Below are 14,487 nucleotides of genomic sequence, written 5' to 3'. Positions count from 1 at the left end.
CGTTCAGCCATCCAATAGGATGAGTGGGTCATACCCATCCTCCTGCTCGCTCAACCAACCAGAGAGATCATCTGCGACCTCTTTGCTGAATGTCTCAGCCTTCCAAATCTCAAAATGATCACCGAGACCGCTAAAGGTCAGCTCGCCATCTGTCAGCCCCAGCTTTTGACGCTGCTTAATCGGCATGACCGTGCGGCCATCCTTATCAACGTCTAACTTAATGGACTGGCCAATAATCAATCGTGACAGCTTCTTCTTATCTGCAGACCCACGGGGCATGGCATTGATCTGCTCAACCACCGCATTGAATTCATCAACCGTGTAGCCGTGCAGTTGGTTTTTCAGGTGATCCCCGTAAAGAAGATACATGCGGGGCGACAGGCCTGGGGTCCATTCCGGATCACCAGCTTCGAGCACACGACGAAAATCGGCAGGGATCGACATGCGCCCCTTACCGTCCACCTTTTGGGTGTGTTCGCCTGTAAAACTCAGAACCACTGTCCCTCGGTCCTCACTTGCCCCCGGAAATTTGCCTTAGATGTGAGAACGGCGGATTGATCTGCTGCCACTGATCAATCCGCCGCCTCGTCCCTTACGGGAAGTCCGACTGCGCGTGCCACCTGGGGGGATGTCTGCTCGCTCACGCGCCGGATCTATTGGGTAATGGCGAAGCCTGTATGAAACCTGCTTATGCCGGTTGGGGTTCTTAATTTGCCCCTTTTGAAAGTCTGTCCGTCATTACCGTGAGACTGTTGTGACACCTGTTTCCTCACCAAGCAACAACTTTTTGGGAATTCATGGTACTACATGGTGTTTTCGGATGCTCTAGAAAACAACATCTGGACTAAGGCAGCCCGATCAATACGTATTTGTAGGGTTTTTCTGAAACTAGAACACAAGATGTAGTGCAGATCAATGCTTTCCCATAAGTTCAAGAAAATTCCACTTATTTTGTGATTGACGAGGAATACATCGTCAAAAAGTGTTCTGATATCACCATTACACAAAATTTTGCAGATTTATGATTCGAATCTGAAGCCGATTCCATGAAATCCCACCGCTGTGACCGATTTGCCAGCGGGGCGCGGATTTAGCCGTTCAGACGCTTATACATCACGTAAGCATCCACCATGCCCTGCTTTGGATGATCAAACGCATCTGGAATGGCGCCAATCGTGTCGAACCCCAGCCGCTGCCAAAGTCGGACGGCGCCGTCGTTGCTGGCAAGCACGAAATTGAACTGCATCGCGCGGTATCCAAGCCGGGCCGCCTCTGTCTGCGAGTGTTCGCACATTTGCGCGGCAATCCCCTGCCCGCGTGCTGCCGGGCTGACAATATAGCCGCAATTGCAGATATGCGCACCGCCACCCGGCTGGTTGGTCTTTATATAGTATGTTCCAACAATGCCGCCCGGCCCTTCGGCAACATAAGTCGCGGCCGTCTGCGTCATCCAGTACGCGCAGGCATCCTCTTTGCTGATCTGCGGATCAACAGCATAGGTATCACCTGCGCGAAAAACATCGCGCAAAAGCGGCCAGATAGCATCAAAATCCGCAAGCGTGGCTTTGCGGATCGCAATCAAGCCATGCCACCGTCGATAAACCGGCGCGCCAACACGCGGTAAGCCTCTGCCATCGGGCCATCACCGGCCGCAATAGGTGTACCCGCATCACCTGCCAGCCGGGTTTCAAGATCAATCGGCAACGCCCCAAGGAACGGCACGCCGATCTTTTCGGCTTCTGCCGCAACACCACCTTGGCCAAAAATATGGCTTTCGGTGCCGCAAGACGGGCAAACAAAGGTCGACATATTCTCGATCATGCCCAGCACAGGCGTCCGCAGAGAGTTGAACATATCAAGCGCCTTGCGCGCATCCAAAAGGGCAACATCCTGCGGCGTGCTGACAACGACAGCCCCGGTCAGTTCGGTTTTTTGGCAAAGCGTCAGCTGCACGTCTCCGGTTCCGGGCGGCAGGTCGACGATCAACACATCCAACTCACCCCATTGCACCTGACCCAGCATCTGCTGCAAGGCACCCATCAACATCGGACCACGCCACACGACGGCTTTGCCCTCTTCCATCATCAGGCCAATGGACATCATCGTAACGCCATGCGCCTGCAATGGGATGATCGTCTTGCCATCCGGGCTGCCCGGGCGCTTGCTCACGCCCATCATGCGCGGCTGCGAGGGTCCATAAATGTCGGCGTCCAAAAGACCAACACGCCGCCCCTCTTTGGCAAGGGCCACGGCGAGGTTTGACGAGACCGTCGACTTGCCGACACCGCCCTTGCCAGATCCGATTGCCAAGATGCGATCAACACCCGTAACCTTCGCAGGTCCGGCCTGTGGTGTGGGATGACGACCGACCTTGAGCGATGGTGGTTCTGGCGCTTTGGGTGCAGGGCCATGCGCGGTTAGCACGACAGAGGCGCTTTCAACACCTGGCAACCGCCGCACAATATCTTCGGCCGCACGCCGAACGCCATCCATCTTTGCGGCCTCACCCGGATCCGCCGCCTCAATCACAAATCGAACGGCGCCACTGTCTATTGTCAGGGCACGGATCATGTCGCGCGACACCAAATCATCGCCACCCGGCAAAGTGAGTCGCGACAAGGCGGTCAAAATTTCATCACGCGTAACAGCCATATTGAGACCTCAAGTTTCAAAAGTGTCTAAATTCCACCCACCATCTGGCAGGTTCTGGGCAAAGCGCAAGGGTCAGGAAACAGATGCACAAAAATGAGTCAGATTGATGACAGTAGGTCAGCAATGCTTATGCATTTTCTGCATAGCAGCAATGTCAAAACGAACATTGTGCAAGCGCAGCATCGTCATACATGTTGGATGCAACGGGATGAAAGCAATCATCCGACGGACATGAGTAGAGACGAACAGATGACATACAACACAGATACAGGTTTTGCAGGTTTCTCTTTGGGGCAGCGCTTTGCCGCGCTCCGGACTGATATGGCGGAAAGTGCCGCGAAACGCAAAGTTTACCGCACAACACTCGCGGAGCTTGAGACGCTGTCAAACCGTGACCTCGCCGACCTTGGAATTGCTCGCGCATCGATCAAGGCGATCGCTTACGAAGCCGCATACGGCAAATGAGCAACGTATTCGGGTCTGCCACCTCCTCCCTTTAGGCAGATCTGAACAAGGCCTCGCGCTTCACCTCCTCCCGAGGCGCAGGGTCCACAATAAGGTGGCGGCATCCACCTCCTCCCGGATGTCGCCGCTTTATGACAACCAGTTTCGGAACCGCCCATCCTCCTCCCGGGTTGGAACCGATGATACCGCCAGTCGCGCTCACCTCCTCCCGAGCAACGCTGGCGAGGACGCGCCTTGCTTCTTCTCCTCCCGAGACGCAAGGAGGCGCTGATAATAAGAGCGGTCATGCCCACCTCCTCCCGGGCATGGCCGTTTTTTCGTTTTTGGGGGGCTTAGTTACTTGGAAAACCCAAGCTTGACCGCCTTGCGGTAGCGCCTGCTGACAGGAAGCCGCAGCCCTGTATCCATCGCGCAGGTCAGGTTGCCATCCGATGGATCCAGCGCATCAATATGTGCAAAACGTACCCAATGCGATCTGTGGATTTGGCAGGATGCTTCATCATCCAGCAACTCTATGGCGCGGCCAAAGGCAAACAAGATCAGCGTATCGCCAGCGCTGGTATAGACTCGCAAATAATGCAGTTCAGCGCTCAGCGCGATTAGGTCACGCCCTAGCGCTTTGGGAACTTTGCTCCAGAACGCAATAGCAGGATCGGCGGTGGCCACGTCTGTTTGTTGCGCCTCCTCGCGCTCTAGCTTGACCAGACTTGGTGCGTTGATCAGCAGCCAGATCAGCACGAAAGGCACCAGAACCTGCACAAACTCCATCACGAGTTCCATGACAAGGCTACCGTCGATGTCGTCCGCCGCCTCTGGCGCGTCAAAAATCAGATCAAGACCCACGGCAACCGGAATAAAGATAACCGCAGCACAAACACCGCCAAGAAACACCTGCGCTACCGGGGGCAGCTTGCCGACCCACGAGATCCGCCCGATCGCCAGTTGCACCGTCGCCAAGATCACCAGACCCATGCCCGCATGCGCCAGCCAGAAAGCCAGCGCATTGAGCGTGCCCAACCCTTCGGAGGATCGCGGCCCCAACCACGTCAGCGCAAGAGCAAGGCCCATGGCACAAACGCTAAGATACGCGATCCATCCTGTTTGGCGAGGTTGAGGCGAAGCAATCAAGGTCTGTCGTCCTATAGCGAGATAAGCGGCGCGCCACCCAGCGCCTGAAAGAAGATCACAACCGTGAGCAAACTATATAGCGCCGCCGATGACCAGACGATGAAGTCAGACCGCGCGGCCCGGTCAGCATACCACCCGATCAAAGGGATCACTTGCAGCGCATGCAAGGACAGGAAATGCGCAGGGCGCAGATCGCCCACCTCCATTGACCAGCCAACGATAGGGATCGTCGGACCACCGACACTGGGTGTGCCCACAAAGCGCCCGCCGTTGCCTGCCAACTCGCCCCCGATCCATGATGTGAGAACCGCAGTGATCAACGCCCCCAGCACAATGCTCAGACGTGTGGCACGGCCGATGTTGGCCGACTTATCGAGCAGCACCAGCGCACCGACGGCCGCGATGGATGCCATCAATGCAGTCGCACCAACACCCATCAAACCATACATCGTTTCATGAAAGGGCGAGCTTTCATTGAAATGCGACAGCTCCACCCGTGCAGCCTGCCCCATCATGTAGGCCATCTCGAACAAGAACGCCGCAGCACAGGCCAGAACCGCGCCGATGACAATGACGCCGTAGCGGTTGGCCTCCGACAAGGTTTTGGTGAAGATCGCCAAAGTGGCAAAGAGTGCGGCAAAGGAAATTGCGAACTTGAACGGTTTGAGCCACGTCAGCTCGCTGCCCAGCAGCCGGGGGTCCAGCGATAGCAGCCCCCCGGTGATCACGACAAGTGCGACTGCCGCCCACGTAAGGTTCAAAAATCCCCGGTAGCCATCGAAGCTTGTGATAGGCACCCGGTGAACGAAGTCTGTGTCAAGAAAAGCCATAGCGGCCTCCATCTAGTTTTGGGTGAGGGAATAGGTTCAGAACGACCATGTAACGCCGGTGACGATGTCCAGCGTGTCATAGTCCGCGCTCAACGTGCCTCCGCTCTCGCTTTTCAGCTCGGGGGAATTCACGCTGAAATAGCGTGCCTCGGCGAAAACGGCGAGTTGATCAGACACAGGGTATTCCGCACCCGCCATTAGTTGATAGCCAAACAGGCCGGTTTCGCTGAACTCATCCGCGCCGACCGCATCTTCGACGTCAAAATCGATCTCGGTTACATACCCAAAACCTGCGCCGACATAGGGCGTAAACTTTGCGCCGGTGTCGAAGACATAGTAGCCGTTCAACAAAAGGGACGTGGACGCAAAATCCCCGCCAGAGCCAACGCTGGCGTCAAGATCCGTCACTGTGCCAGAGCGGTAGGTGTATTCCAGTTCTGCGCGAAACGGGCTGTCAGGGTAGGTATAGCCAATCGCGCCGCCACCGGTGATCCCGCCCTCATAGGATAGGTCCGAGGTGACATCATCAATTGTCACGTCGCTGCCCTGCAGTGTGGACGGCCCGACATAACCTTTGGCGTAATATCCGTCGGCGAAAGCCGCAGAAGTGGTAAACGTTAGGACAGTTGATAAAATGAAGGTGCGTGTGATTGTAGACATGAGGTCATTTCCTTTGTGGTGTGAAACATGACCTGACACTTTGGCGCATCGCCCAATAAAGAAAGCGATCCTGCACCAATGAACCGGTTTTCTGCACGAACGGTCGCTATGCGTCAGACTATCAAACCAAGGCGAAAAGTGCTGTTGCGCAATGACGGGTGGTATCACAGGCTGAACCCGCCCATATTCAACACAAATCCAAGCAAACAGGACCAAAGATGCCAGCGACCTATTTTGCGCCAACGGGCGGGCACCCCGGCCAAGACCAGCTTCTGACCGACCGGGCTATTTTCACCGATGCCTATGCCGTCATCCCCAAAGGGACCATGCGGGACATCGTGACCAGCTATCTGCCGTTTTGGGATAACACCCGCCTTTGGATCATCGCCCGCCCGATGAGCGGCTTTGCCGAGACGTTTTCGCAATACATCATGGAAGTGTCGCCCGGTGGTGGCTCTGACACGCCTGAACCAGACCCGGATGCCGAAGCTGTGCTGTTTGTTGCCGAAGGCAATGCGACGGTCAACATCGGCGGTGCGGTGCATACGCTGACACCCGGTGGCTATGCTTTCATACCGCCTGCAACAGACTGGACGCTGCACAATACCTCCAACGACATGCTGCGCTTTCATTGGATCCGCAAAGCCTATGAGGCTGTACCGGGACTGGATAAGCCAGAGGTCATTGTTGCCAATGAAAACAACATTGCGCCCACTGTAATGCCCGGCACCGATGGGAAATGGGCGACCACCCGCTTTGTTGATCCTGCCGACTTGCGCCACGACATGCACGTCAACATCGTCACGTTTGAGCCGGGTGCAGTGATCCCGTTCTTGGAAACCCACGTCATGGAACACGGGCTGTACGTGCTGGAAGGCAAAGCCGCCTACCGGCTCAACAACGACTGGGTCGAGGTTGAAGCAGGTGATTACATGTGGCTGCGTGCCTTCTGCCCGCAGGCCTGTTACGCAGGCGGACCGGGCAAATTCCGCTATCTGCTGTATAAAGACGTGAACCGTCACATGAAGCTGCGCTTGCGCTGAGCAAACCTAGGCAAAAGGGAATTGGAATGATTGAACGGATCGAAACCGGGGAACGCTCCTCAAAGATCGTCAAGCACAACGGTGTTGCATACCTGACCGGCCAAGTGGCCGAAGGGGACACGATCCAGGATCAGGTGCGCACCTGCCTTGAAAAGATCGACACCCTGCTGGTCAGAGCGGGATCATCGCGCGAACAGATGCTGCGGGTGACGATCTGGCTGGCGGATATGGATGATTTTGCGGGGCTGAACGAGGTGTGGAACGCTTGGGTTCCCGCAGGCCACGCCCCTGCCCGGGCCTGCGGCGAGGCCAAGCTGGCACGGCCTGAACTGAAGGTCGAATTCATCGTGGATGCGGCATACGCCTGACGGATACGAAAAGGCCCGGTCTTGTGACCGGGCCTTTTCTATTTTCAGATCAGTCGAACCTATTCGCCACCCTTCGGCAACGCCCCGGTCCCATGTCCGGCCATACCGCCAGAGACTTCTTCGGTCGCTTCACCTGTCAGTTCTTCCGGCAGGATCAGGTTCAACACGATTGCGATCAATGCCGCAGGCAACAGGCCTGACGTCATCAGAATGCGCAGCGTATCCGGCAGGTACTGAACCGCCTTCGGATCAAGCTGCAAACCCAGACCAATCGACAAGGCAATCGCAAAGATCACCATGTTGCGACGGTTCCAATTCACATCTGATAACATCGAGATACCAGCGGCCACAACCATCCCGAACATGACAATCACACCGCCGCCCAAGACCTCAATCGGAATCGTGCGGATCACGGCACCGACCTTGGGCACAAGACCACAGATGATCAGGAAAACAGCACCAATGGTCACGACATGGCGGCTCATTACACCGGTCATGGCGATCAGGCCCACGTTTTGGCTGAACGACGTGTTCGGGAACCCACCAAAGACGCCCGCAACCGCAGAACCAACACCGTCAGCATAAGTCGCACCCGTAATCTCTTTATCCGTTGCTTCACGCCCTGCACCACCTTTGGTGATCCCTGATACGTCGCCCACCGTTTCAACGGCGGACACAAAGGCCATCAGGCAGAAACCGATCACAGCGGCGAAGCTGATCTCAAACCCGTATTTGAAAGGGCTTGGAAAGGCGATTGTTGCAGCACGATCCCAGCTTGTCGCAATGCCTTCGAATGTGACCATACCCATCAGCGTGGCGTAAAAGTAGCCAACGATGATACCGATCACGACGGCAGACACGGCCAACATGCCTTTCGCATAGAACTTCAATGCCAGCGTCACAAAGATAACAACCAAAGCTGCGGACCAGTTCAGCAGCGATCCATACTCAGGCGAATTGATCGCTGGCACGCCACCAGCCGCATACTGAATGCCGACTTTGACCAAGGCCAAACCAATCATTGTCACCACCAAACCTGTCACCAAAGGCGGCAAGGCAAAGCGGATTTTGCCAATGAAAGTCGCAATCAGCACATGGAAAAGACCGCCAATCACAACACCGCCGAACAGCGCAGGCAGCGCCTCAACGCCTTTGCCCGCAACTAGCGGAATCATGATAGGAATAAAGGCAAAGCTTGTGCCCTGTACAATCGGCAGACGCGCACCAACCGGGCCAAAACCAATGGTCTGGAACAGTGTCGCGATCCCTGCAAAGAGCATCGACATCTGGATCAAATAGGTCATGTCAGGGAAACCCTGCGCGCCCGCATCAGAGCCAAAGCCAAACCCGGCAGCCCCCGCAATGATAATCGCGGGCGTGACGTTTGAAACAAACATCGCCAGCACGTGCTGGATCCCGAGTGGCACAGCACGATGAAGCGCCGGTGTATAGTTAGGATCGCGGAGTTGCTCCAGCGTCCCGATTGTAGTGTCTACCATAGTATGTCCCCTTGTCAGACAGATCAGCCAGTCGTCCCGCTGGCGTTTTAGGTCGGACCTCCAATGATGTATGGAGTATCAAACCAATGCTCTTGCAGGTTCGGGCCGTCACCGATCCGATCTACAACAGCGAATAAGCCGGGCGCATGAATGGGGGTCAGCACCCCATGCCAAGTGCCCCGCGCATAGTTCACCCCCTGCCCTGGCGTCGTCAGGAACGCGCGCGGGCGGGCCGGTATGCCGCCATCATCCGCGGCTACAACAACAACAAAGGGTTCAAAATACATCGGCAGAAAGGCCTGACTGCCGTCCGGGTGCCGTTCCATCATATCAAGCGTGATCGGGAACTGCCGGGCTTGGGCTTTGAACAGGCTGATGCCTGCCTTGCCATCCACGATGTCGATATCGGCGCGGTCATGATAGCGCCCGCATAGGCCTTGGTTGATAATCTTATCGGGATCGCCAGCGACCTCAAGAACGTCCCCAAACGGCGCAAACGCCGTGGCTGTCAACGGCTCAAGTTGAATCGTCCGGGTCATGGCCCCAGCTTTTCGATCAAGCGCAATTGCGCGATGCGTTCAACTTGACGGCAGGCCTCTGCAAATTCGATATCGCGGTCATTTTCGATACGCGCGTGAAAGGCTGCCAGAATGCTGGCCTTGGTGTTGTCCTTCACCGCAATGATGAACGGAAACCCATGCTTGTCGACATATTGCGCGTTCAGGCTTTGGAACGTCTCGCGTTCCGCATCGGTCAGAAGGTCTAGCCCCGCGCCTGCCTGCTCTGCGGTGCTTTCAGCGGTCAATTGACCCGCAGCCGCCAGCTTACCAGCCAAATCAGGGTGCGCGGTCAGCACGCCAAGGCGCTGTTCTTCTGACGCGGCGCGGAACACCCGCGCCAGTGCATTGTGCACACCTTGTGTGGTATCATGCGTCGGGCCAAGCTCCAGCGCATATGCGCCTTCGGCAATCCAGGGGCTGTGCTCGAATATACCGCCAAATTCGGCAACAAACGTTGCCTGATCTATCTCAGATGGTCGCATGCGCGTCGTGGCAGGATGTTCCTGCGCCCAATGTTCGGCAATCTCCAGCCGGGTCGCGAACCACGCGTCGTCGTGCGACTTGATATAGTCGATCACACGGGCCAAAGCCGCAGCTCGCCCCGGACGTCCCATCAAACGACAGTGCAACCCAATCGACAGCATCTTGGCAGCACCTGCCCCACCCTCGGCATACAGCACATCAAAGCTGTCTTTGAGATAGCTTTCAAACTGATCGCCATTGGTGAACCCCGCCTGAATGCCAAAGCGCATATCGTTGCAATCCATCGTATAGGGCACGATCAGCTGATCTGCGCGACCAAAGCGCATCCAATAGGGCAGATCATCGGCATAACTATCGGCGACATAGGCGAACTGGCCCGTCTCGGCGGCCAGACGGACGGTGTTGTTCGAACAACGGCCCGTGTACCAGCCGCGCGGTGCGGCGCCTGTGACCTCGGTATGCAACCGGATCGCCTCTGCCATCTGGGCACGTTCCACATCCTCGGGCATGTCTTTGTGCTCGACCCATTTCAGACCGTGGCTGGCGATTTCCCAACCGGCGGACTGCATCGCGGCAACCTGTTCAGGCGCACGGGCCAAGGCAGTCGCCACGCCGTAAACGGTGACTGGCAAATCGCCCAGTAAGCGGTGCAAACGCCAGAACCCTGCACGTGAGCCGTATTCATATAGGCTTTCCATGTTCCAATGGCGTTGGCCCGGCCAAGGGGTAGCGCCCGTGATCTCGGACAAAAAAGCCTCTGATGCGGCATCACCATGCAGGATGTTATTCTCGCCGCCTTCTTCGTAGTTCAACACAATCTGGACCGCGATCTTGGCACCATTGGGCCAATTGGCGGCAGGGGGCGTGGCACCATAGCCTGTCATATCACGTGGGTAGCGGGTCAAACTGCGGCCTTCCTGCAAAGATTTGGTCTTCTATAATACGATCCAATCAATTTCGTTTTCAAAAAATTCACGAAAGAGCCTCTTGCTTGCTGTGCTTTGCAGTTCCAAAGGTAGTCTGGCATCAACAACGCAAGTCACAAGGAGAGATGCGATGACCGGATACCTGACGACGCATGTTCTGGACACGGCGCGCGGTTGCCCCGCAGAAGGGCTAAAAATTGAGCTGTTTCGGATCACGGGTGACACACGGGAGCTTCTGAAAACGCTGGTAACAAACGATGACGGGCGCACGGACGAACAGATTTTGCCCGCTGAACGGTTCGCAACAGGGACATATGAACTGGTATTTCACGCAGGCGCATATCTTGATGCGACGGGCGCACCGTCCGAGGACCCGCGATTTCTTGACCAGATCCCGCTACGCTTTGGGATGTCAGAGGCGTCACACTATCATGTCCCGCTACTTCTCTCGCCTTTTGGCTATTCCACCTACCGCGGCAGCTAGGCCGCTTCGCTGACCACGGCGCTAATCCGTTCAATCACGAATTCCATAAACAACCGCGTTTTCGGATCTTGCCTCCGGCGATGGGTAAAAAGACAAGCCATCTGGATAGGTGCGGGCGGCGTGTCGATCATCACCGGCACCAGCCGCCCTGCTTTGACATGTTCAGCCACCTCAAACAGTGGTTTCAAAGCGATCCCATTCCCGCTGAGCGCCCAATCGGTCAGCACATCCCCATCGTCAGATTCGTAGCGCCCTTTCACGCGAAACCGCCTTGGGCCGTCCGGCGTCATCAACCGCCATTGAAATTCTGCCGCACCCGGAAATCGCAAATTCAGACACTCATGGTCGCCCGACACAAGGTCATCACCCGTTTTCGGCGTGCCATGCGCCGCGATATAGGCGGGTGACGCACATAAGATGCGTTCAACGTCGGCGATTTTGCGAATACGTAGGTTGCTGTCTTCTGGCTGACCCAGAAAGAACGCCAGATCGAGGCCCTCTGTCGTCATATCCACCTTACGGTCCGTCAGGCGCAAACGCAGGGTAATCTCTGGATAGAGTTGCAGAAATTCTGGCACATGCGGTGCAATCAACCGACGCCCCGCACCAAGGGGGGCCGCGACATAAAGCGCGCCTTTGGGGTTCTCGGTGATATTGACCACCTGAGTTTCCGCGTTTGAAACGGATTCCAAGATTTCACAGGCCCCACCATAGAAGGCCTTGCCCTGTTCTGTCGGGGTCAAACTGCGGGTCGTACGTTGAAAAAGGCGCACATCCAGATGCCCTTCCAACTGCGAAATCCGGGCCGATGTCACCGCCGGCGATATCCGCAGATCGCGCGCGGCCGCAGACATGCTACCAAGCTCGTAGACGCGGACGAAGGTACGGATATTATTGAAGTAGGACATTTACTTGTTTTTTTGATGCTGTTTGGCGTCATCAAGGAATACCAGAAGAATGCACAGTCGCATAGTGTGACGAAGAATCGAGACGTCGGGAGAATTCAATGTACGATCTTGCTATCTTCTGGGACTGGATCGCCTTTTCTGTCCGCTGGCTGCACGTCATCACGGCGATGGCGTGGATCGGCGCGTCGTTCTATTTCATCGCACTCGATTTGATGCTACGGCCCGCCGAACACATGCCCGAAGGCGCATCCGGCGAAGAGTGGGAAGTGCACGGCGGCGGGTTCTATCACACCACCAAATACATGGTCGCCCCCGCCCAAATGCCCGAGCATCTGACGTGGCACAAATGGCAAAGCTACGCCACATGGCTGTCTGGCGCTGCGCTGCTGATGATCGTCTATTGGGTGGGTGGAGAGCTATACCTGCTGGACCCCACCAAAGCTGACCTGGCGCTTTGGCAAGGCATCGTGATCTCTGCGGGCTCGCTGACAATCGGCTGGCTGGCCTATGACGCGATGTGCAAGTCCAAGCTCAGCGAACAGCCGACCCTGCTGATGTTGCTGCTATTTGCAATCCTCGTGGCGATGTCCTGGGGCTACAACCAAATCTTCACTGGGCGCGCGGCCCTGCTGCATCTTGGGGCGTTCACCGCCACCATCATGACCGCCAATGTGTTCTTTCAGATCATGCCCAACCAGCGTATCGTTGTCGCAGACCTTAAGGCAGGGCGCACGCCGGATGCCAAATACGGCAAGATCGCCAAGGTGCGCTCGACCCACAACAACTATCTGACGTTGCCGGTCGTGTTTCTGATGCTGTCGAACCACTATCCGCTGTCATTTGGCACCGAATACGCATGGATCATCGCCAGCCTGATATTCCTCACTGGCGTCACGATCCGGCATTACTTCAACACCATGCACAAGACCGGCAAAGGGCCGCATTGGACATGGGCGGTCACCATCCTGTTGATGCTCATCATCGCGTGGCTGTCCACCGTGCGCACCGGCGACACATGGCAAGAGGCCGAGGCACGCGCGCTCACACCCTATGAGGAAAAGTTCGCGTCAGCGCCCAGCTTTGACGCGGCCTACAATACTGTCATTGGGAATTGTTCTATGTGCCACGCACGCGAACCTGTCTGGGGCAATATGCAATGGGCCCCCAAGGGCGTGTACTTAGAGACGCCCAGCGACGTTGCGCGCCATGCGTCTGACATTTACCTGCAAGCTGGCGTCAGCCACGCCATGCCACCGCCCAACGCGGTGCAAATGGATTTAGAGGCCCGCCAAACTCTGGTGGCGTGGGTTCGGGACGTCCGCGACGGCGACTAAGCTGCGTCATCCTCCGGCACGTTGAGCGTCGACCAAGTATCATCGCGCGGCGGTTCGGGCGGTGTATCACAAGCGCGGCGGTGGATGTTCACCTTGGCGATGAAGTTCGCTGAAATCGGAGCCGTCACAAACAAGAATGCCATGATCAACAACTCATGCCAGGACGGCTTGCCAATATCGTAAGAGTGAATGATCGAGGCGATCAAAAGCATACCAATCCCCACCGTGCCCACCTTGGTCGGCGCATGTAGGCGGGTCATGGGGTCGTTGAATTTCAGCAACCCTATGACACCTACCAGAACAAAGCCTGACCCAATGATAAGGGACAGCCCGGTGATGTAAGTGCCGATAATAACAGCCGTCATTCGATGATGTCCCCCCGCAGAATAAACCGCGCCATCGCAACGGTGGATACAAAGCCCAACATGGCGATCAGCAAGGCAACCTCAAAATAGACCTGCACGCCTTGGTGAATACCCAGCACAATCACCAGACCCAGCGCGTTGATCACCATCGTATCGAGCGCAAGGATACGGTCGCCCGACGTTGGCCCCAAAACCAATCGGACCATCGACATCACCTGCCCCAAGGCCAGCGCGACAAAGGTGATCACCAGTGCAATGTTCAGAAATTGTGTTGCAAGGATCATGAGAAAATCTCCAACAAGCGGGCCTCATAGCGGGTCAGAATATCCTCACGCACGGCATCAGGGTCATCTGTATGCAGCACATGCACCAAAATGCTGTGCCCTTCGCTCGACAGATCGGCAGAGACGGTACCGGGCGTCAGTGTAATCGTCCCTGCCAGCATCGTGATCGCTTCGGGTTCGCGCAGTTTAAGCGGGACAACAATCCAATCTGGCTTCAGCTTGGACACTGGCACCGTCAGAACGATCCAGGCCACTTGGATGTTGGCGACAACAATGTCCCAGATCACCACAAAGCTGTAGCTGATCATTTTACCAGCGCGGAACCCTTTAGGGGACTCTGGCCACCAAATTGATGTGCTCCACGGAATGATGATCCCAAGGATCAGACCAAAGACCGCCATCCCGGCCGACAGTTCGTTTTGCAATAGTATCCAGACAATCGTCAGAATCAGCGTCAAAAGAGGGTGTGGCATCAGCCAGTTGAACGCGCGTGCCATG

General features: G+C 56.3%; 18 protein-coding genes. 5 read left to right on the top strand and 13 right to left on the bottom strand.

The features are described 5' to 3' along the window. Positions 1-3: 3 nt before the first annotated feature. The 3 genes from ACZ1G5_RS15400 to ACZ1G5_RS15390 form a co-directional block, all read right to left on the bottom strand. Positions 4-498 (bottom strand): division/cell wall cluster transcriptional repressor MraZ, encoded by a 495-nt coding sequence (locus ACZ1G5_RS15400; RefSeq protein ID WP_472733677.1) that lies wholly within the window; start codon positions 496-498, stop codon positions 4-6. A gap of 592 nt (positions 499-1,090) precedes the next feature. Further along, positions 1,091-1,582, bottom strand: coding sequence for a GNAT family N-acetyltransferase (locus ACZ1G5_RS15395; protein ID WP_472733676.1), 492 nt, complete (start codon positions 1,580-1,582; stop codon positions 1,091-1,093). After that, entirely contained in the window at positions 1,579-2,652 is a 1,074-nt protein-coding gene (locus ACZ1G5_RS15390) for an Mrp/NBP35 family ATP-binding protein (protein WP_472733675.1), read from the bottom strand. Before ACZ1G5_RS15390 ends, ACZ1G5_RS15395 begins: the two co-directional genes overlap by 4 nt. A gap of 231 nt (positions 2,653-2,883) precedes the next feature. Between ACZ1G5_RS15390 and ACZ1G5_RS15385 the strand changes: the two genes are divergently transcribed. Continuing rightward, a complete protein-coding gene (locus ACZ1G5_RS15385) occupies positions 2,884-3,117 on the top strand; it encodes a DUF1127 domain-containing protein (protein ID WP_472733674.1) in 234 nt (77 codons plus the stop codon). Between the two features lie 336 nt (positions 3,118-3,453). Here the strand turns inward: ACZ1G5_RS15385 and ACZ1G5_RS15380 are convergent, their stop codons facing one another. The 3 genes from ACZ1G5_RS15380 to ACZ1G5_RS15370 form a co-directional block, all read right to left on the bottom strand. Continuing rightward, positions 3,454-4,185: a LytTR family DNA-binding domain-containing protein gene (locus ACZ1G5_RS15380; protein WP_472733673.1), complete on the bottom strand. Its 732-nt coding sequence runs from the start codon at positions 4,183-4,185 to the stop codon at positions 3,454-3,456. Between the two features lie 71 nt (positions 4,186-4,256). Beyond that, positions 4,257-5,075, bottom strand: coding sequence for a hypothetical protein (locus ACZ1G5_RS15375; RefSeq protein WP_472733672.1), 819 nt, complete (start codon positions 5,073-5,075; stop codon positions 4,257-4,259). 36 nt (positions 5,076-5,111) lie between these two features. Beyond that, positions 5,112-5,735 carry an outer membrane protein gene (locus ACZ1G5_RS15370; RefSeq protein ID WP_472733671.1) on the bottom strand — a complete coding sequence of 208 codons (624 nt, stop codon included), beginning with the start codon at positions 5,733-5,735 and terminating at the stop codon, positions 5,112-5,114. 218 nt (positions 5,736-5,953) lie between these two features. On the opposite strand from ACZ1G5_RS15370, the gene ACZ1G5_RS15365 reads away from it, so the two are divergent. Both ACZ1G5_RS15365 and ACZ1G5_RS15360 read left to right on the top strand, forming a co-directional pair. Then, on the top strand, positions 5,954-6,778 hold the full coding sequence (locus ACZ1G5_RS15365; RefSeq protein WP_472733670.1) for a bifunctional allantoicase/(S)-ureidoglycine aminohydrolase: 825 nt from the start codon (positions 5,954-5,956) through the stop codon (positions 6,776-6,778). A gap of 26 nt (positions 6,779-6,804) precedes the next feature. Further along, a complete protein-coding gene (locus tag ACZ1G5_RS15360) occupies positions 6,805-7,146 on the top strand; it encodes a RidA family protein (protein ID WP_472733669.1) in 342 nt (113 codons plus the stop codon). Between the two features lie 59 nt (positions 7,147-7,205). Here ACZ1G5_RS15360 and ACZ1G5_RS15355 read toward each other — a convergent pair whose 3' ends face one another. The 3 genes from ACZ1G5_RS15355 to puuE are packed head-to-tail and all read right to left on the bottom strand — an operon-like array spanning position 7,206 to position 10,593. Further along, the gene (locus tag ACZ1G5_RS15355; protein WP_472733668.1) at positions 7,206-8,645 is read right to left on the bottom strand and encodes a nucleobase:cation symporter-2 family protein; all 1,440 of its coding nucleotides are present in this window, start codon (positions 8,643-8,645) and stop codon (positions 7,206-7,208) included. Between the two features lie 47 nt (positions 8,646-8,692). After that, the gene (locus ACZ1G5_RS15350; RefSeq protein ID WP_472733667.1) at positions 8,693-9,184 is read right to left on the bottom strand and encodes an ureidoglycolate lyase; all 492 of its coding nucleotides are present in this window, start codon (positions 9,182-9,184) and stop codon (positions 8,693-8,695) included. After that, complete coding sequence (gene puuE / locus ACZ1G5_RS15345) at positions 9,181-10,593, bottom strand: allantoinase PuuE (protein WP_472733666.1); 1,413 nt, start codon at positions 10,591-10,593, stop codon at positions 9,181-9,183. Before puuE ends, ACZ1G5_RS15350 begins: the two co-directional genes overlap by 4 nt. 151 nt (positions 10,594-10,744) lie before the next feature. Here puuE and uraH point away from each other — a divergent pair, with 151 nt between their 5' ends. Beyond that, positions 10,745-11,098 (top strand): hydroxyisourate hydrolase, encoded by a 354-nt coding sequence (gene uraH, locus ACZ1G5_RS15340; RefSeq protein ID WP_472733665.1) that lies wholly within the window; start codon positions 10,745-10,747, stop codon positions 11,096-11,098. On the opposite strand, the gene ACZ1G5_RS15335 is transcribed toward uraH, so the two are convergent. Further along, entirely contained in the window at positions 11,095-12,006 is a 912-nt protein-coding gene (locus tag ACZ1G5_RS15335) for a LysR family transcriptional regulator (RefSeq protein ID WP_472733664.1), read from the bottom strand. The genes uraH and ACZ1G5_RS15335 overlap by 4 nt on opposite strands. A 98-nt stretch (positions 12,007-12,104) precedes the next feature. Here ACZ1G5_RS15335 and ACZ1G5_RS15330 point away from each other — a divergent pair, with 98 nt between their 5' ends. Further along, positions 12,105-13,340, top strand: a complete 1,236-nt coding sequence (locus tag ACZ1G5_RS15330) for a urate hydroxylase PuuD (RefSeq protein ID WP_472733663.1) — start codon at positions 12,105-12,107, stop codon at positions 13,338-13,340. Here ACZ1G5_RS15330 and mnhG read toward each other — a convergent pair. The 3 genes from mnhG to ACZ1G5_RS15315 are packed head-to-tail and all read right to left on the bottom strand — an operon-like array spanning position 13,337 to position 14,486. Beyond that, positions 13,337-13,705, bottom strand: a complete 369-nt coding sequence (mnhG, locus tag ACZ1G5_RS15325) for a monovalent cation/H(+) antiporter subunit G (RefSeq protein WP_472733662.1) — start codon at positions 13,703-13,705, stop codon at positions 13,337-13,339. The genes ACZ1G5_RS15330 and mnhG overlap by 4 nt on opposite strands. Then, entirely contained in the window at positions 13,702-13,989 is a 288-nt protein-coding gene (locus tag ACZ1G5_RS15320; protein ID WP_472733661.1) for a K+/H+ antiporter subunit F, read from the bottom strand. Before ACZ1G5_RS15320 ends, mnhG begins: the two co-directional genes overlap by 4 nt. Further along, positions 13,986-14,486: a Na+/H+ antiporter subunit E gene (locus ACZ1G5_RS15315; protein WP_472733660.1), complete on the bottom strand. Its 501-nt coding sequence runs from the start codon at positions 14,484-14,486 to the stop codon at positions 13,986-13,988. Before ACZ1G5_RS15315 ends, ACZ1G5_RS15320 begins: the two co-directional genes overlap by 4 nt. Position 14,487: the final 1 nt, after the last annotated feature.

Source organism: Yoonia sp. JB2-21 (assembly GCF_055693545.1).
This window is presented reverse-complemented; position numbering and strand designations above follow the sequence as displayed.